23 protein-coding genes are annotated in these 23149 nt (G+C 37.8%); 7 read left to right on the top strand and 16 right to left on the bottom strand.

Annotated features, from left to right (window positions below):
* The first annotated feature begins 2 nt into the window (after positions 1 to 2).
* Positions 3 to 1496 carry a M56 family metallopeptidase gene (locus FHT21_RS11695; protein ID WP_167294839.1) on the top strand — a complete coding sequence of 498 codons (1494 nt, stop codon included), beginning with the start codon at positions 3 to 5 and terminating at the stop codon, positions 1494 to 1496.
* 129 nt (positions 1497 to 1625) lie between these two features.
* Here FHT21_RS11695 and FHT21_RS11690 read toward each other — a convergent pair whose 3' ends face one another.
* Positions 1626 to 4286 carry a carboxypeptidase-like regulatory domain-containing protein gene (locus FHT21_RS11690; RefSeq protein ID WP_167294838.1) on the bottom strand — a complete coding sequence of 887 codons (2661 nt, stop codon included), beginning with the start codon at positions 4284 to 4286 and terminating at the stop codon, positions 1626 to 1628.
* The gene (locus FHT21_RS11685) at positions 4283 to 5239 is read right to left on the bottom strand and encodes a GLPGLI family protein (protein WP_167294837.1); all 957 of its coding nucleotides are present in this window, start codon (positions 5237 to 5239) and stop codon (positions 4283 to 4285) included. Before FHT21_RS11685 ends, FHT21_RS11690 begins: the two co-directional genes overlap by 4 nt.
* Positions 5240 to 5624: 385 nt before the next feature.
* On the opposite strand from FHT21_RS11685, the gene FHT21_RS11680 reads away from it, so the two are divergent.
* From FHT21_RS11680 to FHT21_RS24855, 4 genes are all read left to right on the top strand, one after another.
* Positions 5625 to 5894, top strand: a complete 270-nt coding sequence (locus FHT21_RS11680; protein WP_167294836.1) for a hypothetical protein — start codon at positions 5625 to 5627, stop codon at positions 5892 to 5894.
* A gap of 161 nt (positions 5895 to 6055) precedes the next feature.
* Complete coding sequence (gene rplU / locus FHT21_RS11675; protein WP_039476071.1) at positions 6056 to 6367, top strand: 50S ribosomal protein L21; 312 nt, start codon at positions 6056 to 6058, stop codon at positions 6365 to 6367.
* A gap of 52 nt (positions 6368 to 6419) precedes the next feature.
* Positions 6420 to 6836, top strand: a complete 417-nt coding sequence (gene rpmA, locus FHT21_RS11670) for a 50S ribosomal protein L27 (RefSeq protein ID WP_167294835.1) — start codon at positions 6420 to 6422, stop codon at positions 6834 to 6836.
* A 334-nt stretch (positions 6837 to 7170) separates the two neighbouring features.
* Positions 7171 to 8013 (top strand): hypothetical protein, encoded by an 843-nt coding sequence (locus FHT21_RS24855; protein WP_208398910.1) that lies wholly within the window; start codon positions 7171 to 7173, stop codon positions 8011 to 8013.
* A 367-nt stretch (positions 8014 to 8380) separates the two neighbouring features.
* On the opposite strand, the gene FHT21_RS11660 is transcribed toward FHT21_RS24855, so the two are convergent.
* The 3 genes from FHT21_RS11660 to FHT21_RS11650 form a co-directional block, all read right to left on the bottom strand.
* Complete coding sequence (locus tag FHT21_RS11660) at positions 8381 to 9355, bottom strand: polyprenyl synthetase family protein (protein WP_167294834.1); 975 nt, start codon at positions 9353 to 9355, stop codon at positions 8381 to 8383.
* Positions 9356 to 9401: 46 nt separating this feature from the next.
* Positions 9402 to 11534 carry a ribonuclease R gene (rnr, locus tag FHT21_RS11655; RefSeq protein WP_167294833.1) on the bottom strand — a complete coding sequence of 711 codons (2133 nt, stop codon included), beginning with the start codon at positions 11532 to 11534 and terminating at the stop codon, positions 9402 to 9404.
* 95 nt (positions 11535 to 11629) lie between these two features.
* Positions 11630 to 12016: a helix-turn-helix domain-containing protein gene (locus tag FHT21_RS11650; RefSeq protein ID WP_167294832.1), complete on the bottom strand. Its 387-nt coding sequence runs from the start codon at positions 12014 to 12016 to the stop codon at positions 11630 to 11632.
* Positions 12017 to 12099: 83 nt separating this feature from the next.
* Here FHT21_RS11650 and FHT21_RS11645 point away from each other — a divergent pair, with 83 nt between their 5' ends.
* Positions 12100 to 12921: an alpha/beta hydrolase-fold protein gene (locus tag FHT21_RS11645; protein WP_208398909.1), complete on the top strand. Its 822-nt coding sequence runs from the start codon at positions 12100 to 12102 to the stop codon at positions 12919 to 12921.
* Positions 12922 to 12937: 16 nt separating this feature from the next.
* On the opposite strand, the gene FHT21_RS11640 is transcribed toward FHT21_RS11645, so the two are convergent.
* From FHT21_RS11640 to FHT21_RS11615, 6 genes are all read right to left on the bottom strand, one after another.
* A complete protein-coding gene (locus FHT21_RS11640) occupies positions 12938 to 13969 on the bottom strand; it encodes a sialidase family protein (protein ID WP_167294831.1) in 1032 nt (343 codons plus the stop codon).
* Between the two features lie 8 nt (positions 13970 to 13977).
* A complete protein-coding gene (locus FHT21_RS11635; protein ID WP_167294830.1) occupies positions 13978 to 15681 on the bottom strand; it encodes an ABC transporter ATP-binding protein in 1704 nt (567 codons plus the stop codon).
* A complete protein-coding gene (locus tag FHT21_RS11630; RefSeq protein ID WP_167294829.1) occupies positions 15681 to 15944 on the bottom strand; it encodes a hypothetical protein in 264 nt (87 codons plus the stop codon). Before FHT21_RS11630 ends, FHT21_RS11635 begins: the two co-directional genes overlap by 1 nt.
* Positions 15945 to 16658 carry a 3'-5' exonuclease gene (locus tag FHT21_RS11625; RefSeq protein ID WP_167294828.1) on the bottom strand — a complete coding sequence of 238 codons (714 nt, stop codon included), beginning with the start codon at positions 16656 to 16658 and terminating at the stop codon, positions 15945 to 15947.
* Between the two features lie 172 nt (positions 16659 to 16830).
* Entirely contained in the window at positions 16831 to 17160 is a 330-nt protein-coding gene (locus tag FHT21_RS11620) for a PH domain-containing protein (protein WP_167294827.1), read from the bottom strand.
* On the bottom strand, positions 17160 to 17384 hold the full coding sequence (locus FHT21_RS11615; RefSeq protein WP_167294826.1) for a hypothetical protein: 225 nt from the start codon (positions 17382 to 17384) through the stop codon (positions 17160 to 17162). Before FHT21_RS11615 ends, FHT21_RS11620 begins: the two co-directional genes overlap by 1 nt.
* Positions 17385 to 17563: 179 nt before the next feature.
* Between FHT21_RS11615 and FHT21_RS11610 the strand changes: the two genes are divergently transcribed.
* On the top strand, positions 17564 to 18061 hold the full coding sequence (locus tag FHT21_RS11610; RefSeq protein ID WP_167294825.1) for a DUF1579 domain-containing protein: 498 nt from the start codon (positions 17564 to 17566) through the stop codon (positions 18059 to 18061).
* A gap of 42 nt (positions 18062 to 18103) precedes the next feature.
* Here the strand turns inward: FHT21_RS11610 and FHT21_RS11605 are convergent, their stop codons facing one another.
* The 5 genes from FHT21_RS11605 to FHT21_RS11585 all read right to left on the bottom strand — a co-directional run bounded on the left by FHT21_RS11605 (position 18104) and on the right by FHT21_RS11585 (position 23135).
* Entirely contained in the window at positions 18104 to 19000 is an 897-nt protein-coding gene (locus FHT21_RS11605) for a DUF72 domain-containing protein (protein ID WP_167294824.1), read from the bottom strand.
* Between the two features lie 292 nt (positions 19001 to 19292).
* Positions 19293 to 20681 carry an arginine decarboxylase gene (locus FHT21_RS11600; RefSeq protein ID WP_029277861.1) on the bottom strand — a complete coding sequence of 463 codons (1389 nt, stop codon included), beginning with the start codon at positions 20679 to 20681 and terminating at the stop codon, positions 19293 to 19295.
* A gap of 353 nt (positions 20682 to 21034) precedes the next feature.
* Positions 21035 to 21613, bottom strand: coding sequence for an alkylphosphonate utilization protein (locus tag FHT21_RS11595; protein ID WP_167294823.1), 579 nt, complete (start codon positions 21611 to 21613; stop codon positions 21035 to 21037).
* Positions 21614 to 21867: 254 nt separating this feature from the next.
* Positions 21868 to 22200 (bottom strand): hypothetical protein, encoded by a 333-nt coding sequence (locus FHT21_RS11590; protein WP_167294822.1) that lies wholly within the window; start codon positions 22198 to 22200, stop codon positions 21868 to 21870.
* A gap of 20 nt (positions 22201 to 22220) precedes the next feature.
* Complete coding sequence (locus FHT21_RS11585) at positions 22221 to 23135, bottom strand: arginine deiminase-related protein (RefSeq protein WP_167294821.1); 915 nt, start codon at positions 23133 to 23135, stop codon at positions 22221 to 22223.
* Between the last annotated feature and the right edge of the window lie 14 nt (positions 23136 to 23149).

Genomic DNA, 23149 nt, shown 5'->3' with positions numbered 1-23149 from the left:
CCATGCCACATTTCTTTATCATCTTATTCAAAATTAATCTGGTACTGGTCTTGTTTTCGGCAGCCTATTACCTGGTATTGCGGAGACTAACTTTCTACTCCATCAACAGGGTATTTCTGTTGTTTGGGATCGTCTTTTCTTCAGCTTATCCATTTATTAATCTCACCGATTTTTTTACTGCTCAAAAAGCCATGCCTGCCTTCGTTCCACAATTTAATCAACAGGTAAGTAAATTGGTGCAACAAGATGCCGTTTCGATATTTTGGCAAGGTTTAACCGTACTTTTTTATGTTGGTGTTGTATTAATGGCCATGAGATTGTTGGTGCAGTTTTTTTCACTTTACAAGATGCATCAAAAATCTTCACCGGATCAGCTAAATGATTATAAGGTACGGATTTTAAATGATGAAGTAAGTCCATTTAGCTTTTGGCAGACCATTTATATCAATCCGCGTTTACATAAAAAACAGGATTTGGATAATATTCTTGAGCATGAACGTGTACATGTAGAAGAATGGCATACTTTAGATATTATTTTGGCTGAGATCTGTGTGGTTTTTTACTGGTTTAATCCAGGAGTTTGGTTAATGAAAAAAGCGGTAAGGGAGAACATTGAATTTATTACCGATGCGAAAATTTTGAAGAAAGGTATCGATAAAAAAGCTTATCAGTACAGTTTGTTAGATGTAGGGACATTACAGCCATCTGTTGCTATCGTAAATAATTTTAATCTCTCTGATCTTAAAAAACGGATTAAAATGATGAATGCGAAACGTTCTTCGAAAGTAAACCTAACCCGGTATTTATTTGTGCTACCTGTATTGCTTTGCATCACACTCGCTTTTACCATCGATAAAAAAGCAATGCAGAAAAGTTTGGTTCCCCTTAGTAAAATGGTGGTTAATGTTATGCCGCATAAGGAGGCCGAATCTATTGTACCGGCCAAAACAAGTACAAAAATAAGGAATAAGAGAAGGGCCGTTTTACCATTGATTAAAAAAATAGATACGGCCAACAAGCTGACTTTTGTTTTTAAAATGATCGGAAAGGAAGGAGATTCGGTACAGCACCAGATTGGTGAGGTGATGAAAAAAATGGTTGGCAATGTTAAATTCGATTTTAAAACAGATGGCAAGCTAAGTAAAAGAACCTTTGTTAAACATTTTAGCTTTACTGATTCGGTACCTACCAATGAGAAAATTGAACAGGCTATCCTGGCCGATCAGGTAAATAAGGATTTTGGAAATTTGACTGACGGCAAAGGGAAAAGGATAACCGCTGTTTTTGTCATGCAATCTACCTTCAATACAAAAGGAACTGGTGGGGATGGAAAAGACAAGCCAGAAGTAAATGAACCGTCGGTTACCAATACCGGTTATTATTTAAACGGGAAAAAGGTAAGCAAAGCAGAGTTGGAAAAGCTTAATCCGAATATGATTATGGGCCTCAAAATGGATCAAAACAGGCAATTTATCCAGATTACTACTAAACCTTAATCACTTGCTTTTTTTTACAGGTTATACAGAATTTGCCAATCCAATAAATGTTTCCATAATAATTTGCGTTAGCATTAAATGAGCGGGAGATGGTTAGCATATTGCCATTTCTCCCGCTGATCAAAATACTTAGAAATTAAACGTAGCCTTTAGCATGGCCACCCTTCCTGGAATATAATATGTTCCAGTTGTAAGTGAGTTTGCCGAAAGATAAATTGCATCAAAGCTTTTAATATCGGTAAGGTTGGTGATCCCAAATTCAATATCGGTTTTCATTTTTAACCATTTATACCGCATGTTCACATCGGCAAAGAGGTATTTCAAATCGGGCTGCGATGACTGCTGGGTTAAAAGGTGTTCCGCAGATAGATTTATGTAAAGATTTTTAACTGTAGTAATGGCTAAAGCAGACTGTTGTCTCAATTGTTTAAAATTGGTCTTTATCCCATCTGCTACCAGGGCTTTATTATCGGTAATAGCAAAATTAGCCGCGTAAGACCAGTTAATGAAGTTGGTTAGCTTTGCTTCAATGCCAACTTTATAAGCCACTGTTTGCGTGTTAAATGGTAGAAGTGCATTATTCTGCAGCTGACTGTATTTGCTTTGTGCAAAATTTACACCAGCGTTTATTGTACTTTTTAAGCTAAACAGGTATTTGCTTGCATTTGCGGCTAAAGATAGGCTGCGGATATGGTTATTAAGTGGCAGTACAATCTTTTGCTGAATATTGTTGCTTAGGTTGTAGGCCGAAATGGTACTCAACTCTGTATCACTATAATTGGCCGTTAAGTTAGCAAACAGCATTTGCATGGCTTTTCTAAAATTAAAGCCTGCCCCAACATTATGCGATTTGGATTCAGCAATCGGTGCATCGTTCGAAAACAGCGAGCGGTAATTTTTTAAAATAGTACCACGGTAAATATCGTTAATACCCCCCAGGTCATTTTTGAAATTATAATTAGCCGTTACATAATTTTCGGTACTGGTTTGGTATTTTAAATTAAAAGCGGGATTTATAAATAGTCTGTTCAGGCTGTTATCCAGCTGGTTTAACGCATCACTGTAGTTGATCCGGTTGTAGCTTAACGGTAAGCTCAAACCTGCCTTTAGCTTATCAGTAGTGTACTCGTAGGTGGCCTCGGTATAGAGTTTGGTTTTTAGCCAGTCAAGATCATTTATCATATTGCCGGTAACCAGCTCTGTTTGCTGGTTGTTCTGTGTACGATAAAGTTCCGAATTAAGCTGTTGCTGCTGTATATTGAACCCCGCTTTATAAGTTTGAACGAAATTGTTTTTTACAAAGGCGAAAGATACATAGTTGTTGGTGTACCAGGTTGGTATTTTAATGTATTGTGTTAAACCAAGATAACTGTTTCCGTTGTTTAGGATGTCGGAGTTTAGTCCGGGTGTAATATTTAATGTTTCTGGTTGCGTAGTGCGGTTTAAAAAAGAGTAGAGGTTAATTACATCTTCCGATTTTAATTTTTTTCGGTAATTAAATTCGTTCGATAAATCGAAGGTCTCCTGTTTAAGTACCTGGTTGGCTGCTACATTGTTAATTACAAAACCCGATGTGGTTTTAAAAGGTGCATATTCCAATATCAGGTTATTGTTCAAGTAATATTTATCGGCATTCCCATTTAAGTTAAACTGCGCCCTCAGCTTTTGCGGGTTAATGGTATTGTTCTGCGTTTCCGTGTAGCGGATGGTTTGACCGGGGAGATAAGTTTCCGAAAACTTATTGTATTCCTGATGTCGTTGATCATATAAATATGAAATATTGGCCCTTAGTTGCAGGTCGGTGTTAAATTTGTATAAATTGTTGAGATTAATCAACCCAGCTTTATTAAAAAGATACCTACTTTGCGGTAGCGAGGGTACCCCGGCAGCGCCTGTTGAAAGGAGTCCACTGGGTTTATCGTTATCCAGTTTTTTTAAATAATCAGAAAAATTGTGCGCAATAAGGTCGCCACCCGGATCGCTGCCAATGTTATTGCCTTTAATGTTGTTAATAAACTTCAGTTTTTTATTGAACAACATAGCTGTCAGGTTTTCGTCAAAGCGGTTGGGCATACCTGCGCCAACGGTAGCATCGCCCATTACTTTAAGCTTGGCTTCATCTTTTATCACCAGGTTTAGGGCAACATCATCACTCGTATTATTTTTGCGCATCATTTTAATGGGCTGATCGTTTTGGATTACCTGAACCTTATCAACCGCGCCATGGGGAATACTTTTGGTACCAATATTGTATTTATCGTCTAGCAAATTATCGCCATCCACATACAGGTTTGAAATCGATTTGCCGTTGTAGCTAATCTTGCCATCCTCAGCAACCTCTACGCCGGGCATTTTTTTCAGCACATCGCCAATGCTTCTGTCTTGTTTGTCTGCAAAGTCAGATGTGCGGTAATTTAAAGTATCGCCCCTGGCCGTTAACGATGGCCGGTTTTTAACGTTAATCGTTTCCAGTGTGGTTTCGCTGGGTTGTAAAGTAAGTTCGTAATTTTTAGTGGCATCTGTTACCGTGGTAGTCAGCTTTTTATAGCCAATGCTCGATGCTTCAATTTTGTAACCTCCAATCTGGTCGTTTTTGAGCTCCATGCTAAAAGCACCGTTTTTGTTGCTGCGCGTAAAGCTAATGATGTTACCTTCAGTATCTTTTAAAGTTACATTAACCGATTCTACACCTTTCCCACCGGTATCTTTTACTACACCTTTAAGTGGCTTTTGGGCAAAAACTGAAAAAGCTGCTAGTAAGAGCCAATAGGTTAAAGCGAGCTTTTTCATTTTTTGTCATTAATTTCTATCGGATTGTTAACTTCGGCTTTAACTGCAGTTGTTCCTGCAGGGCGGGGTGCCTGGTTGCTCCTGAACGAACCCTGCATGCCACTTGCTGCCATTTGTGCCTGCATAAAGCCCTGTGGGTCCTTATCACGCGCCGCTTTAAGTTTATCCAACTCTTTACGGGTAGTTTTTATGGCGTCGGCAGGTAACTTAATTTCGGCTCCAAGGTAGCTCGTGCTTACATCTATGCCCATAATTTTTACCGAACCCACTCCGCCATTTGGAGCCGCTATTTTAACGTCGCCATCAGAATTGGAGGCAGCATCTGCATCTTTTACATTTTCAAGCCCTGCAAATTCAAATTTCACTTCCTTTTTATCGTCATAAGCCTCTATAATTAAGCCCGGTAGGCCATTCAATTTCCACGGACCGCTTTGAAAAGGAATTTCGGTTGCAAACCAGGCTGTCCAATTGCGGCCTTTAAAATGAGTAGTTGCTTTCTGGCAGGCAACCCCCGAAAAGCTCATCGTATCTTTCAAAATCTTCCAGTCAATTTGTGGAGTGGTTTCTTCAATAAGGTAATTGTTAAACAGGCGCTCTTTGGTAATCATTTTATGTTCATTGGCAAAAAAGAAATAGTCTTCCTGGGTAAGCGGGGCTTTCATTTCGCTTTTTACTTCAATTTTTATGTTACCGTTGCCCGTTTGGTTTTTAATCTGCTCTTGTATCTGCTTTTGGGTATTTAATGCCTGGTTCAGCTTATCGTAACTGGTGTACACAGAAGCATTTTTTCCAGTTACAAGCAACATATTCTCCTTACGGGGTTTATCTCTCTGCGTTGTATCCGCAATATGGGTAAAAGTATATCTTACTCTTGCCAGGGCCTTATCAGGACTTTGGGCTTTTGCCGAAATGGTTAAAGCTGTTGCTAAACAGATGGTTAGGGTTAGTTTCATGAGTTTTGTTTTTAATTGTCTATTTAATTTTCGTAAATCTACGAAATATTCGTAATAAGAAGAGCGCTTTAACATTTTTTAACGAAGCGAAGATGTAAAATGGATAATAGGCAATGAAGGGTGACAATATTTTAGTCACGAATATTCATAATACATAAGTTCTTTTCAGTTTGTCATTCTGAACGGCGTCGAAAGATCTACTTCGGAGCTTGAATAGCGCAGAGGCAAATGTTTTATGATTTGGAAATGAATGGCGATAAATCTATCGGTTGGTGTCTCACTGACCAGGTCCCAGTGGTATGTTCTTATAATACTTAATTATTATTTGGAAAGGAGCGGGTAGTGGTTCCTGGCAGGCTTCAGTCCCGCTTTGCGCTTTATCCCGATGAAAAAATCGGGATGTTCGCTGCAATCGGGTTTAGGAACAGCGGTTTTTGCGCCCTGCAACCTTAAAAATGGAAAGCTGATTAGGCCAATTAGCCCCCCTGCCCGTTACAGGCAGACGGTTGAAGTGTTATCCCTGCAGCAACGAGGCAGCGGAGCGTATAAGCGGAAAACGGGAGAGGAACTGAATGTTTTGTACTGGCATTGCGTTCCAAATAATGTTAGTGTTTTAGCTGCATTTAAGCAGCAGGTTAGCTTAAGAAATTTCTGAAAAGTGTAATTTAAAATCGATCTTGAAATCCTAAAATCTTCCAAATCCTAATCTTGTACGATTTTAGTTAAAAATATTTTCGATATGTGTTTGTGTGTTAATTGAATTTGTTCTATATTTGCACCTCGTTAAATAAAAATTAAAAAACTAATATTTAAACAATGTACGCAATAGTAAATATAGCAGGGCAGCAATTTAAAGTTGCTAAAGACCAGCACCTTTTTGTACACAGATTACAAGGAGATGAAGGCGCTAGTATTGAATTTGATAATGTATTGTTGGTTGATAACGGTGGTGCAATTACTGTAGGTGCTCCTGCAGTTAAAGGTGCTAAAGTTTCAGCTAAGATCGTATCTCATTTAAAAGGTGATAAAGTAATCGTTTTCCACAAAAAACGTAGAAAAGGTTACAAAAAGAAAAACGGTCACCGCCAGTTTTTCACTAAGATTCAGATCTCTGACATCACGTTATAATTAATTGTTAACCCAATAATCCGCTTTTTGGCGGGTTACAAAATATAAAATCATGGCACACAAAAAAGGAGCCGGTAGTTCGAAAAACGGACGTGAATCGCATAGTAAGCGTTTAGGTATTAAAGTTTTCGGTGGTCAGTTAGCTATCGCAGGAAACATTTTAGTACGTCAACGTGGTACAAAACACCATCCTGATAAAGGCGTAGGTATTGGTAAAGACCATACTTTATTCGCTTTAGTTGATGGTACGGTTGTTTTCAAAAAGAAACAAGATAACAAATCATACGTTTCTATTCTTCCTATCACTGATGCAGAGATCGAAGCAGCAGTAGCTAAAGCACCAGTTGCTAAAAAAGCGGTTGCTAAAAAAGAAGTTGTAGCTGAAGAAGCTGCTCCTGTAAAAAAAGCTCCAGCTAAAAAAGCAGCTAAAAAAGACGAAACTACTGAAGAAGCTGCATCTGCAGAATAATTGGTAACAAGTTATAAAAGGAAAGTCCCGATGTAAATCGGGACTTTTTTTGTTTTTATATGGTTCATTCGTTCACTGGTTCATTTGTCATTTGTAAATGGGTTAACTGTTTAAATTGGTTAATCGGTTAATTGACGCCAAACGCATTGCATTCAACTTTAGAACATCTACCAGCCCCTTCGACTCCGCTCAGGGTGACCTATTGAGGGGATGGTTAATTAACCCCAACCGCAAAACGCTTAACTCCAAACTCAGCTAATGTTAAAGCCTGTTAAATAACAAAATTTAACAATTCATCGCGATACATTCGTAAATCATTATTTAATTATTTACGATGAATTTTAAAATACTTAGCTTATCTGTTTTTTCTGTTATGTTTGGTAGCTTTTCGGTAAAAGCACAGGATGTGGAAGAAAATATCCGCATGGTAAAGCCATTTAAGGCCGATGGTATATCGAACGAATGGAATGAGCCACTTAACCAATACAACGATGCCACCAAGTTGGCCTTTGCCCTGGCCAATGATGATAAAAACCTGTACATCATTATCGAATCGTTAGATCCTCAAACCACATTTAGTGTATTAAGAGGTGGCATTACCTTAAATATCAATACAGAAGGGAAGAAGAAAGATGGTATGAAACTAACTTTTCCCTTAATGGAGCGACCTCCAATGCCGAAAGAGGGAGAAGAGTACCATAATCGTACTCCTTTATTGCCAGATGGAGCAACACAAGGTCCTGTAGCGATGAACAAAGGCATTCGGGTTTCTGGCTTTAAAAATATTGCAGATGGTGAGTTGCCAGCAATAAACCAGGATGGCATTGAAACCGGAATGAGCATTCATCCCAATAGAGATCTTATTTACGAATTAAGCATTCCATTAGCGCAATTACAGGTAGGATTAGACCTTAAAAAACCATTGGTTTACAATATTAAAATTAATGAGCCTAATAAATCTGGTTTTAAAAGAGAAGCCAGACCTGAAGGTGCAAGTGGTGGTAAAGGCAGATCGGGCGGTAGAGGTGGAATGGGAGGGGGAGGAATGGGTGGTGGCGGCCGTGGCGGTATGGGTGGTGGAAGAATGGGAGGTGGAGGCCAACGACCATCAGAAGGCGGCGAATCGGCAGCTAAATCTTCTGATTTTTGGATCAAGTATAAATTAGTAAAAGCCTAACATACAGGAATTTTGAGTGTTTAAATGAAAACATTTCATCCTGAAGGGTAATTTATTATATAAAATCATTATAAATGACGGAGGCGTTTTTGCAGTGATAGACTGCAAGAAATCGTCATTGCGAGAAGGTTTTTTCAGCCGAGGAAGCAATCTTTATGGCAAAGAACACCAGCATGAAAGATTGCTTCGTCGTTCCTTCTCTCAATGACGATCTTTTTTTGGAATCTGTAATTGATAGCTTGTCGAAGGACGATCTTTTTGATTTAACGATAAAAGGGCTTCGACAGGCTCAGACTGACCAGCAAAGAAATATAAAGTTGTCAACTTTCAGGCCCGTTTGGCTAAAAAAGTTGACAACTCTTTCTAATTAATACTCCCTTGCCATCAATTGCTCTGTAAGGGTTAAAAGATTTGCTTTCTTTTCATCGCTCACATTAATCTGATCAAATACAGCTAAAGCTTTGTTACGGTAGTAATTCATGCTCTCTTTAGCAATATCCTGTACATCCAAAGTATCATATACCTGGCGTACGGTATCTACTTTTTCCTGCGCATTAAATTCTTTGTATGAGGTCCATGTGGTTAATGAAGTACGGATTTCACCTTCAGCTAATTCAAAAGCTTTTAACAGCAGAAAGGTTTTTTTGTTGGCTATAATGTCGCCACCAACCTGTTTTCCGAATTTTTCAGGATCAGCATAAACATCTAATATATCATCATGCAATTGAAAGGCAATGCCTATATTTTCACCAAACTGATAGATTAAGTCGGCATCTTTTTCTGAGGCACCGGCAATAATGGCTCCGAGCTTTAGCGCGCCACCCAAAAGTACGGCAGTTTTTAATCTGATCATGTTGATGTATTCTTCAATACTCACATCATCACGACCTTCAAATTCCATATCTAACTGCTGACCTTCGCAAACGCCTTGAGCCGTTGCATTAAAGGTATTTAATACAGGGCCGAGAAAGGCTGGGTTAACTTTTGCAAGGCTTTTATTTGCTTCTACCATCATTACATCGCCACTTAAAATGGCAATATTGGTACTCCATTTTTCGTGTACAGTGGCTTTCCCTCTGCGGAGCGGTGCATTGTCCATAATATCATCATGAACGAGCGTGAAATTATGAAAAATCTCAATAGCCATAGCTGCATGGATCGATTCATTAGCATTTTCACCAAATAATTCGGTAGCCATTAAAACCAATAGGGGTCTTACCCGTTTTCCACCCAGATTAATGATATAAGTAATCGGATCGTAGAGCTGTTTAGGATGATCCGGAAACTTTAAATTTTGTATTGCAGTATCTAAAATTTGTTGTAATTCTTCTGTAGTATGCATTCTAATTATTGCGTAAACACTGTGTTTAAGGCACAATTTTAAATTTTTAATCTGGAATTAAGGTGAAATCGATCTGACGTTTAGAAAGATCTACTTTTTTCACCCTGATCATTACTTCATCACCAAGCTGATATTTTTTCTTTTTACGTTGGCCTACAATGCAGTAGTTTTTCTCATCAAGTACATAAAAATCATCTGATATGTCTCTTAAACGAATCATGCCTTCGCATTTGTTCTCTTCAATTTCTACGTACATGCCCCATTCTGTAACACCAGAAATAATACCTTTGTACGCTGTACCGATATTATTTTCCAAGTATTCGGCCTGTTTGTATTTAATAGAGGCACGTTCGGCATCAGCTGCTCTTTTCTCCATGGCTGAAGAATGTACGCAGGCTACTTCATAGGCTTCCATATCTGCTGATTTACCACCATCTAAGTAAGTTTGTAAAAGCCGGTGTGCCATTACATCAGGATAACGGCGGATAGGAGAGGTAAAGTGGGTATAGTATTCGAAAGCCAGACCATAATGGCTGGTTTTCTTGGTAGAATAAATGGCTTTCGCCATTGATCTGATGGCCAATGAGGTTAAAATATTCTGTTCTTTCTTGCCTTCTACATCATTCATTAAGTTATTTAACGATTTCGCAATTTCTTTATCCGATTTGGTGTTGATTTTATAACCAAAACGGGAAGCGAATGTAGCAAAGGTATTTAAGGTTTCCATATTTGGCGAATCGTGCACGCGGTAAACAAAGGTGAGTTTGTTTTTGCCTTTGCTTTTCTTTGCCACAAATTCTGCCACTTTCCGATTAGCTAAAAGCATGTAATCTTCAATCAGTTTATGGGCGTCTTTACGCTCTTTTACATAAACACCAATTGGTTTGCCCGCTTCATCTAGTTTGAATTTAACTTCGGTACTTTCGAAACTGATGGCGCCGTTTTTAAATTTACGGTCGCGAAGGATATAGGCCAGCTCATTCAATTTCAATATTTCTTGAGCGTAATCGCCGGCTTTATTCTCGATTACTTCCTGTGCTTCTTCATAGCTGAATCTTCTATCTGAGTGGATTACTGTTCTGCCGTACCATTCAGATTGGATATTGGCTTGTTCATCTAATTCAAAAACTGCTGCAAAACACAATTTATCTTCATGAGGACGTAATGAACATACACCATTACTTAAACGTTCAGGTAACATTGGGATTACACGGTCTACCAAATAAACCGAAGTCGCGCGGCTGTAAGCTTCTTTATCGAGCTCAGTTCCCTGGATTACATAATGTGAAACATCGGCAATGTGGACACCAATTTCGTGGTTTCCATTTGGGAGTTTTTGATAAGAAATGGCATCATCGAAATCTTTCGCATCTGCCGGATCTATGGTAAAGGTTAATACGTTTCTAAAATCTTTTCTTTTGGCAATTTCTGCTGCGGGGATTTCTTCAGGAATGGCATTGGCTTCGCGCTCTACCTGAGGTGGAAATTCTAATGGAAAACCATACTGTGCTAAAATTGCATTCATTTCGGTGTTGTTTTCACCTTGATTGCCGAGCACATGTTTAACAATACCGATCGGATTTTTGGCACTTTCCGGCCAATCTGATAAGGTTACCAATACACGTTGTCCGTTTTTGGCCTCGTGGGTATCGGCCAATGGTACAAAAATATCGTGCATCATTTTTTTATCATCTGCAATAACGAATGCAAAACGATCTGATATCTTGATTACACCTGTAAAATCTGATTTTGCTCTTTTAATGATTTCGACAACTTCACCATCGTTTTTACGACCGCTTTTTTTTGCGAAAACATAAGCTTTTACAGTATCGCCGTGTAATGCATTTTTTAGTTTTCGAGGAGCTACAAAAATATCCTTCTCAAATTCATCTTCTGGAACGATATACGCTGAACCATCGGCAGTCATATCAACCGTACCGATGATAAAGTTCTGCAGTTCTTTAAGTTTAAATTTACCTTTTTCTGGTTCTAAGAAAATTCCTGCACTTTTTCCTTCTTTTAAGATCTCGAGAATGGTTTCTCTTGATTCTTGATCGTTCAAATTTAATTTGGCCGAAACCTGCTTGTAATTAAGCAACTGATTATTGTTTTTTTCAAAAACATCACTAACCAATTGATTCAGAACCAATTTTATATTTGCCGATTTTTTCTTTGCCATATGCTAAACTGAATTTACCGAAGATACAGAAAAGATGGCTACAATGGATAAACAGCGGGATGAAAAGATAAAACTGCCCGAATAAAATTCTTTGTCTAAACACAAAGATGAGGTAACTCGATGTTTATTTTTTTACCGTCAGCGTAGGTCTTCCCCCAATCACAAAGCATCTTTAATATTGGAATTAATTCTAAACCTTTATTGGTAAGGATATATTCAATACCTTGAGGAATTGATCCAGGTATCTCTTTCTTAACTATGATTGCGTGGGTTTCCAGTTCTTTTAATTGCCTCCCCAATACTTGTTCCGAAATATTTATCAGTTCTTTTTTAAGGAGATGGAACCTATTATTTCCTTCGTAAATGGAATATACAATCTGCGATTTCCAGCGGCCTCCAATCATAGCAATGGCCGAGTTGAGTTCGCATACCTGAAATAAGAACTGCTGATTTAATACATTGGTTGAATTTTCTTTACGCATAACATAATTTATGGAAACTAACAATTTTGTTCGTTATTGTAAATCTAAAAATGCATGATGATTTTTGAATCAAATTTACAACTATGAAAAATTTGATTATCACAGCAATTGCAATTTTTATGTTTTTTAATGCATTTGGCCATGAAGAATGGATTTTAAATTCCAAATACCTCAAATCTCCAGGTAAAGTAATGGTATTTAAACCCCAAAATTACCTAAAATCTAAACATTATCCACTTGTTTATCTATTACATGGCTACAGTGAAAATTATACCCAGTGGTCAAAAACAACAGATTTGCAAAGATTGGCCAATCAATATCAATTTATTATTGTAACGCCTGAAGGTTTCACTTCTTATTATATTAATAGCCATCAGCCTGATGGAGACCAATATGAGGATTTTTTCTTCAAAGAATTGTTGCCTAGGGTGCATCAATCATTAAGCATAGATAAGCAAAATGTTTTTATTGGTGGTTTAAGTATGGGCGGCTATGGTGCTCTTCGCTATTTTATCCTTAATCAGGGCTACTTCAACACTGCCGCATCTACCAGTGGCGCACTGGAAATCGATTTTAATGATCTGGAAAAAGCGAGCAAACAGTTTTGGCAATCGAGCAGAATGACAAATGATTTAATAAAAGTTTTTGGGCATCCTGAACAAAACGATTGGCATCAGTATAGCATTTCAAATTTGTTAACTAGAAATCAAAACTTTAATAAACCTTTCTTGATGGATTGTGGAACATCCGATATACTGTATCCTGCGAGTCTTACTGTTAAAGTATCAGCAGAAAAATTAGGTATTCCCATCAGCTTTATAAGCCAGCCAGGTAATCATAATACTGAATACTGGAAGAAAGCCATTGAATACCATTTCATTTACTTTAAACAGCATTTAAGATAACGGGTAAAATGATATCTTATTTAAGCTTAATGCAAAAGTATTTGATTTTTTGTCTGAGAGAAGTATATGATAAATGAATCAAACCATCATTACTTTGGATTATGGCGGGATAACTGTATTCACCTTGGTCGTGTTTTTCTAAAGTATAAATGTCCTGCCAGTTTTTACCATCGGTAGAAATAGCCAGTTTTAAGGTAGAACGCCCTTCCCACCAGTTTTTGCCTGCAGTTAATGGGTTGTAAATAAGCAACTGCCGGCCATCTTTTAAGGTTACGGCATCGCTGCCCGAATTTGGATTGGGCAATTGAGTAGCCGTAAGTTTTGACCAGGTTTCGCCATTATCTTCAGACCAGCTTTCTACAATCACATTCTGCCGGCTTCTGCATAATACCTGCAATCTCCCATTTGGATAACTCAGAATAGAAGGTTGGATTACGCCAAAAGTATCGCAATTAATATTAATCTTTTTCCAGTTTCTACCATTAGCATCTGATTTTTCAATATGGATTGCCCACGTTTTTTCATCTAAACTTTCTGTACTGGAGGGATATAGAATTGTTCCATTTGATAATTGGATAGGTTTGTTTTTAATTGGTCCTAAGAAATCTTTGGGCAATTTGTGTGCTTCCGACCATGTTTTGCCGTTGTTAACAGATGTTTTATATTCTGCCCACCAGGTTCTTGGATTTGCACCAACCTTATAATGTAAAAATAAAGTGCCGTTTTTTGCTTTAAACAGTACGGGGTTCCAGCAAGCAAACCTACTGGTATCATTTATTATCCCATTTGCGATTTCGATCGGTTGACTCCATTGCGCTCCGGTTTTTACCGACGACCAGATAACTACATCTTTACTGCCTTCATGTTTACCGCCAAACCAGGCGGCCATTATTTTTCCTTTGCCTAAATCAACCAAAGTTGAGGCGTGACAGGCCTCGAATGGAGCCTTTTCAAAAATAGTAGTCGACTGAATGATTTCTACTTTTTGTGCACAAACATTTAAAGAAAGAAAAATCAGTGTAAAAGCAATTGAAAGATATTTAACCATTTTTATTATTAGTGTCCGGGTATAGCCTCGATCAGTTTTTGGGTATAAGCTGCTTTTGGTGCATAAAATATTTGCTCTGGAAAACCTTCTTCTTCGATTTTTCCTTTATTCATCACTAAAATACGGTCTGAAATGTGTTTTACAACAGCTAGATCGTGAGAAATGAATATATAAGTGAGTCCGAATTCGCGTTGGAGATCTTTGATGAGGTTTAAAACCTGCGCCTGCACGGAAACATCTAAAGCAGATACAGATTCATCGCAGATGATAAATTTTGGTTGCAAGGCTAAAGCCCTGGCAATCACCACACGCTGCCTTTGCCCTCCGCTAAACTCATGCGGGTACCGGTTAAAATGCTCTTTTTTTAAACCAACTTTATCAAGCAATTCTAATACCTTCTTTTTGCGTTCGGCATCGTTGCTGTGTAGCTTATGCACCTGTAAAGGTTCTAAAATAGATTGTCCGATGCTTAATTTAGGGTTTAGTGAAGCGTAAGGATCCTGAAAAATAATCTGAATATCTTTCCTTAATTTACGCAGATCGGTTTTGCTGATGTGTGTAATGTTTTCTCCATTAAAAATAATCTCTCCCGAAGTGGGTTGGATCAATCTTAAAATAGTCCGTCCTAAAGTGGTTTTACCACAACCCGATTCACCAACCAGACCTAAAGTTTCACCAGGGAAAACCTCAAAATTCAATTGATCAACGGCTTTAACATAATCGGTTGTTTTGCCGAAAAGGCCACTATGAATGGGATACCAGGTACATAGGTCTTTAATCTGAAGTAAAGGTTTCTGGACATAAAGTTTCTCTCTCCGCCCAACTATTTCGGCTGTTGTTAGCTGATTTGAAGCCTGTAAATGTGCTGAAGCATCATCAACTTTCCCAGATAGGAAATCGGCCACCACAGGTAATTTTTTTAATTGTAGACCGGGTGAGGGTCTACAGGCAAGTAAGCCCTTGGTATAAGGGTGTTGAGGGTTTTCGAAAATAGATTTTGCCGGTCCCTGTTCTACAATTTCGCCTCTGTACATTACGGCCAGATCATCGGCAATTTCATTTACCACACCTAAATCGTGCGAAATAAAAATCATAGCCATGTTGCGTTCTGTTTTCAATTTTAAAAGCAATTGTAAAATTGTTTTCTGAACAGTTACATCTAGTGCTGTGGTAGGTTCATCAGCTATTAATAATTTCGGATCGCAGCTTAAAGCCATGGCAATCATTACCCTTTGCTTTTGTCCGCCTGATATTTGATGTGGGTAACTATCAAATATTTTTTCCGGCCGGGGTAATTGTACTTCGTCAAACAAAGCAATAGTATGTTTTTTAGCTTCTGCTTTATCTACCTTTCGATGCAGCATAATGGCTTCGGCCACTTGGTAGCCGCAAGTAAAAACGGGGTTGAGTGAAGTCATTGGCTCCTGAAAAATCATCGAGATCTGGTTTCCCCTGATCTGGCGGATTTCGTTCGAGCTGAGATTAAGCAGACTAATATCTTCAAAATCTATCTCTCCGGTAATTTTTGCCATACGTTCATCATGCAAACGCATAATGGAAAAAGATGTAACCGATTTTCCAGAACCAGATTCGCCGACAATACCTAAAACAGTTCCCTTTTTTACATTAAAACTGATCTGTTTTACCGCATTAAACCAGGTTTTTTCGTCCTGGTTATAAAAATCGATATTTAGGTTTTCAACGTTTAGCATTAGATTTTTGAAATGGTAAGATCATTTGAACCTGCTTCCAGGCTATTATAATCATCTAAATGGTAATGAGAGCCAATTGGGGTTGTATCTTGAGCTAAGCAAAGTAGCTGTTTTGCAAGGGAAATGAGTCCCGCTTTATTTGCCTGAATTTGGATTTGATTTTCAATAATATCTGTTCTAACAATGAATCCATCAATCCAGCTAGATTGCAATCCTACCTCATCATCATATTTTGGAATTTCCAGTTTTACTTCGACTATCATTTAGGTTACAATGGTAATGTTTTCTGCCGAAATTATATCCATTCCTTTAAATTTTAGTAATACCTGAGCGGTAGTAATTACATCTTTCTGGCAATAGGTCACAATTCTATCGAGATTTTTTTCTTCGTAATAAACTTGTCTCACCTGCGCGCCGTTGATATCATCTTTAGGAGTAGGAATATCTAAAATAGCAGCTAGCAGGTTTAAGGAAGTAAAATGTTTATAATCGCCGAATTTCCAGAGTTCCATCGTATCGATATGGTTTACTTCCCAGGGTTTTTTACCTGAAAGCTGCAGTTGAACCGGAATTTCTATGCCGTTAACCAATAACCGTCGGCATAAATAGGGGAAATCGAATTCTTTTCCATTGTGCGCACAGAACATTAAGGCGAGGGCTTGTTTGCTCAATAGGGCAGAAAACTTCAGTAGTATTTCTTTTTCATCGTCGCCAAAAATAGATTTAATGCGCAGTGAGCAGGATTTGCCCTGGATACTAAAAATCCCCATGCTGATGCAGATAATTTTACCAAATTCGGCCATAATACCTGCCTTTTCATAAAATTCTTCAGCTGTTTGGTCTGAATTTCTTTGATAATGTGTTTTTTGTTCCCAAAGTTCCTGGAAATGGGGAGGCACATCCTGAAAAGACTGATATTGAGGTACAGTTTCGATATCGATAACCATTACCTGGTTGAGATCTAGCGTTTTTAACATATAAACAGTTTTAAAATATCAATTTACAGTTTTCTGTTCATAATAGTTATAGCCGTCATTAATTATTTTTATTGGTTTTCTTGTGGTCAGATGACTCCTTATAAATGTTAATTAGGTTTGCACAGCTTTATATTAAGGCCGATTTCTGAATCCAAACCTAGCAGGTTGACCATTATTTCTGTCGCTGGAGGTTAATTATTTGGTCATAAACATTTTTTACATCCTCAATAAACTCAAGGCGTGTCGGCTGTTTTAAACCCGGCCACTCTATTCCTTGCATCATTACATTTCTAAAATCAGCAGGTCCTAATGTAATTGTTCCACTATTATCAGATTTTTGATTAATTGTTATGTCAGACAAAGTTTTGATATTTATTGACTTGATTTCCCTGCTGAATATTCCGCTACTAATAATAATTCTGTCTGAAGTAATTCCATAAACGGTATTTGCCCGCTTTTTTGCATCGACAAAAAATCTTCCTAAAGTGATATATAGTCCCATTAAAACAAATGGAATACCCCAAAGCTTAAAGAAAAAGGGGCATCAGTTATAATCACACTTGTTTCCCAAAATACTGCAAAACCAGCCCAAAGAAAACTAAAGGGAATTAAGAGTGTATCTGTTGTTCTAAATAAAATTCCTGTCTTAGGTCTTCCTGCCCAGATCAATTTTTCGTCCGTGTTTAAACTAGGTTTTAGTTCATTTTCGATCTCGTAGTTTATCATTTATTTTATTTGATTGTTTGCTGTTTATGTAAATTGTTGTTTCAGGGACCTTGTTCAGCCTGATTTCACACCTAAAACTTCAATTCAATGTTAAAATTCGATAAAATAAATCACTTTCGTTTGACCTGTTTTAATCTTAATGTATTTTTTGTTGAAAATTTATTTTATAAGTTTGGTTTATGGCAAAAAGTAAATTCGAGCAATCTTTAATAGATGGTGCTCATCAACTGCTTCAAGGTTTAATTGGTAAATGGAGCGGTACTACCAAAACCTGGTTCGAAAAAGATGTGCTGGCAGATGAATCTCCAGCTGAAGCAAAAATCACTTCAATTTTGGGTAACCGTTTTATTTCTATTGATTACCAGGGAAGTTTGGAAGGAAAAGCTTTTGAAGGCAAAATGATTGTCGGTTTCGATATTCCTTACCAAAGATTTACGACAAGCTGGGTTGATAGCTTCCATATGGGTACACAGATTATGCTTTCGAGCGGTGAGGCTACAGTAAATGGTTTTTCGGTTTTTGGTGAATATGGCAGTCCGGAATATGGCGAGCAGCTTTGGGGCTGGAGAACAGTGCTTGAAATAATTAACGAAAATGAAATCGTATTAACGGCTTATAATGTTTCGCCAGAAGGGGAAGAAGCAAAAGCTACCGAAACGGTTTATAGAAGGAAATAAACTTAAACCTATCAGGTTTTTAAAACCTGATAGGTTTTGAATCTAGAATAAAGAAGGCGAAGCCTGGTTGGCCATTACCGGAATCTTTAAATCTGTTCCTACTGCTTTATTCAGCTTGTTTGTAAAATAGGCGGAAAATAATGGAGAAGATAGCTCAACATTTTGATGGACAAAGAAATATAAGTTTTGCAAGCCTTGTTCTTTCCAGCTTACAATTCTTTCAATCCAATCGTCTAAGCGTTTTTTATCTATGTCATCATCATTGGCGCCTACGAAACGTACAAAAGCCGTTGGAGAAGTTAAACGCATGTGCAGCATGTCTCTTCTGCCAGCAGTATCAACAATAATATTGGCCACACCATTTTCCTGAAATAATTGTGCAAATTCATTGGCGATGGCCGGATTTGAAAACCATTCGCCATTTCTCACTTCAACACCCAAAGGAATTACTTTTGGGAATTCGTTGATTACGATTTTTAACCTTTCGAAATCTTTAGGTTTAAAGTTATCGTGCAATTGAAGAAAAGCCATTCCTAATTTATCTTCAAAATTACTGATGGCATCGCAATATTGCTCTACAGGTTCTTTAACGTTAATCAATCTTTTAAAGTGACTGATGGTATTGGTGAGTTTAGGGAAAAACTTAAAATCTGCAGGCGTTTTTTGCGTCCAGGTGATTACCTGTTCACGGCTTGGCATGCCATAAAAAGTTGCATTCAATTCGATCGAATTAAACTGGGTAGCATAATAGGTTAATTCATCCTTGGTTCCTTTCGGATAAAAACCTTTGAGATCTGTTTTATTCCATTTAGCACAACCCACGTAAGCCTGAAAGGATTGTTTAGGTTTATTTGCTGCTAAAACCGCTGCTGTTTCAGGAGCATCAGCGGGAAGGGTATAATCTATAATGGTTGGATCTTCTACTTGGCCGAATTTCATTGTAATATGGATTTGTTTAACCGCTAAGTTAATAAAGAAAATTGTAAAGGATTCCGTATAAGCGATCGTCACCCTGAATTTATTTCAGGGTCTATCCCACAAGAAAGATACTGGCCACGATTAGCTATTAGGCCTTTAACCCAATAAAAACTACTAATAAAATAAATTTAGCATGACGTTCGCTTAGTTTAGCACTAGAAATAAGCTTCTCCTAAGAGGTTAAAAACATAAAAAGCGCCAAGTATTAACCTGGCGCTCTTTGCGAAAAACTTTATGTTCTTTGCGGTTAGACCTAGTAACCCAGAATCTTCAACACCTGCTTACTATTCTGTTCTTCTCCAAAAACCTCAAAATTGAAACTTTCATCACGATTTCTGCGGATTAGCACATGTTTAGGGCTTGGCAATAAACAGTGGTGGATACCACCATAACCACTCAATACCTCTTGGTAAGCACCCGTATGAAAGAAACCTAGATATTGTACTTTACGCGTTTTTGGCATAAACACACTGTTCATGTGTGCTTCCTGGTTGTAATAATCCTGCCCATCGCAGGTAATTCCACCTAAGTTAACCCGCTCATATTCAGCATCCCAATTGTTGATTGGCAATAAAATGTATTTTTGATTTAATGCCCAAACATCAGGTAAATTGGTAATAAAAGAACCATCCAGCATCAACCAGCGCTCACGGTCGTTCTGTTGTTTACGGCCCAGTACTTTATAAAGAATACCAGAAGCCTCAGCAACCGTATATTTACCAAATTCAGTAATAATATCTGGTTCCATTACATCATGGATGGCGCAGATTTCTTTAATCCTTTTTACAATTTCGTTTACCATGTATTCGTAATCGAAATCGAACACCAGCGAATCTTTAAATGGCATACCGCCACCAATATCAAGGGTATCCAAATCAGGATTGATTTTTTTGAACTTGCAATAAAGCGTTACGTATTTCTCTAACTCGTTCCAGTAATATGGCGAATCGGTAATACCCGAGTTAATAAAAAAGTGCAATAATTTAACCCTGAAATTAGGATTGTGAACGATTTTATTGTTGTAAAAATCAATAATATCTTCCATACGTACGCCTAAACGCGAAGTATAGAACTGCGAATCTGGCTGCTCTTCAGCAGCAATACGGATACCTAAGTTACAAGGGGTATCGATATCAACCTCATCATCAAAAAGATTAAACTCTTCTTTGTTATCTAAAACAGGGATAATATTGGTATAACCATCGTGCAACATATCAATGATATATTGTTTGTACTGGTAGGTTTTAAATCCGTTACAGATGATGGTAGTATCTTTGGTTAACACCCCTTTTTTCTCCAACGCATCAACCATTGGCATATCAAAAGCCGAAGAAGTTTCCAGGTGGATGTTATTTTTTAAAGCTTCTTCTACAATATGCTTAAAATGCGAGCTTTTTGTACAGTAGCAATATTTATAATCGCCACGATAATTGTTCTTTAAAATAGCGGTTTGGAAAAGAATCTTCGCCTGCTGAATCTTCTTACTTACCATTGGTAAATACGTGAAACGTAGGGGAGTACCGTAAGTTTCGATCATTTCCATCAGGTTTAAATCCTGAAAATATAATTCATCATCTATTACATCGAAACCCTCCTGAGGGAAACCAACACTTAGATCAAGAAATTCTGAGTAACTCTGCATTTACTTTTAAATAATTTTTGCAAAAATGTAATTTTAAATCGAGAATTAAACGGTATTGAAAATATTTTTACTGTAAGGAAACGCTTAGCCTAACTACAAAAAATGCCGATAAATTGTTTTCGATAAAAAGTGAATAGATCTGTTTTGTTAATGATCTGAAAAACAGGTGCTAATAATGTATTTTAAGTTTTTAAGATTTGGAAAGCAGGTTCCTGTTTTTATAGGGTGAGGTTGGCCCTGCTCTCCACTTTACTCGTTGCACTCGTGTTCGTTCCGATCAGGTTTATTGATTTTGGACAATACATCTATTTGCGGCTTAATAGCGAATGCCTAATCAATTATCAAATGACGTTTTATCCTTTGCGCAGGTATTTGGTTAAAATAACAATGGTTTGCCCCTCTACTTTACCCTCAATCTGTTCGGTATTATCATGAACTAATCGGATATTTTTAACTACAGTACCCAATTTAGCGCTCAAAGTTGAGCCTTTAACATCAAGTGTTTTAACCAAAACAACGGTATCGCCTTCAAATAAACGGGTACCATTACTGTCCTGGTGAAATTCAACAGTACCATCCTGTTCATGGTCGCCGGTTTTTTTAGCCCATTCCAATGTTTCATCATCCAGGTATAAAATATCCAGACTATCTGCCGCCCAGCCTTCGTTTCTTAACCTGCTCAACATTCTCCAGGCAACAACCTGTACCGGGGCAAATTCCGACCACATGGTTTCTGTTAATATTTTCCAGTGGTTAGGGGCAAGCTGTTCCGTTTTTTCAATCTGATCTAAGCAGGTTTTACAAACTAAAATACTGTTATCGCTATTGGCATTGCTGGTTGGGGGCACTTCGTATACCGATAAATTGGTTTCAGCGGTGCATAATTCGCATTTATTGCCCGAGCGGGCCTGTAATTCTTGTACTAAAGACATATTGATACTGGATTTTTGGCGAAAGTAATAAAACTAATCCGAATCACGCGGATCGGCATTTCTACTGAAGTGTTCCAAGGGAACTCCTTTGAAGGAGAAAACCTTTTAAATTTTGGTTTGATAGAAAGGGAATGTTTGCTGATCATTTGGAAAGCAGGTTACTGTTTTTATCGGTTTCAGTAGACCTGCTCTTCATTTTACTTCGTTGCACTCGTGTTCATTCCGATCAGGTTTATACAGTTAGGGGAGTGCTACTATTTAAAGTTGAATAGCGAGTGTACATTTGTCAGATGGTTTTGCCCCACATCCGTTTTAAACTTTTCTATCCATTCTTTTAAGCTTAAAGCTGTTACCTCTTTATCGTCATCATATACGATCCAGGCATTTGCATCTGTAGAAAGCTTAATCAATGTGGAGATATCATCTTCTGTAATGTAGGACTGTCCATATTTCCTTTCACCATTTATTACCGCATTCCATAGGGCATATTCTAAATTCTGCATCCAACCTGCGGAATAACAATATTCTGAAATTTCACTCATAAATGTTGCTAAACGCAATTCTTTTTCTGTTAAATCTGATTCCATTAAAATAGATATGCAATCTGTTATTCTTTAACCGGCAAATGTATCTCAGCTAACATACACCTTGCGCTACCACCACCGTTTTTTTCGATCGTGTAAAGCGGCGCATAAACGATTCTGCTATATTGTTCTAATGGAGCAATCTGTTCAGCAGTTAATGATAAATAAGCCTGTTCTGACATGACCAGTAAACTTTCGTTTTCTGCATTGCTTACCTGTAACATGTTGCCAGCGAATTTATTCATCTGCTCCAGGCTAATTTCAATGATTTCTTTTCCAGTGCTTTTTAAACTGATGGTTACATTTAATTTCTCTTCAGGATTTTTAATCGAATCCAGGCAGATTACCGCAAAACGGTCGCCAATGCACATCATTACATTGGTATGGTAAATCGGGAAATTTGATTCATCAACCGCCTGAAAGGCCACGGGTTCATATCCGGTAAGCATGCAGAAATTGTTCAGCACTTCTTCATCAGTGCGTACACTTAAGCAGGCGTAAGCAATTTTGTTGGTGCGGTCTAATACCATGCTTCCAGTGCCCTCTAAAAACGCATGTTGATGTTCGTAAAAGCTTAAATCGCTGATGTGGTTAACTTCGAATTTTTCTTTTAAATCTTCCAGTATTTCTTTTCTGCGTTCTAACCTGCGGTTTTCAGAAAACATCGGATAAAGATATACTGAGCCATCCTCGTGGAAAGAAACCCAATTGTTCGGAAAAATGGAATCAGGCGTTTCTGGCTGTAAAGTATCGTCTACTACCGTTACATCGACCTTGTTTTTCCGTAGTAAATCAGCAAAGGCGTCAAACTCTTTTAGGGCTGCTGATTGTACGTTGGTTTCGGTAGTTGCAACTTGAAACTTGTTATTTCCGGCCGTTTGCTCATTGAATTTAAAATCAACAGGTCGGATCATGAGGATGTGGTTGGTAGTCTGCATTTTTCTTTCTCTTA

The sequence above is a fragment of the Pedobacter sp. SG908 genome, from assembly GCF_011759615.1.
In the GTDB taxonomy this organism is placed as follows: domain Bacteria; phylum Bacteroidota; class Bacteroidia; order Sphingobacteriales; family Sphingobacteriaceae; genus Pedobacter; species Pedobacter riviphilus.
The sequence above is the reverse complement of the archived record's forward strand: the minus strand, read 5'-3'. Positions and strand labels throughout refer to the sequence as shown.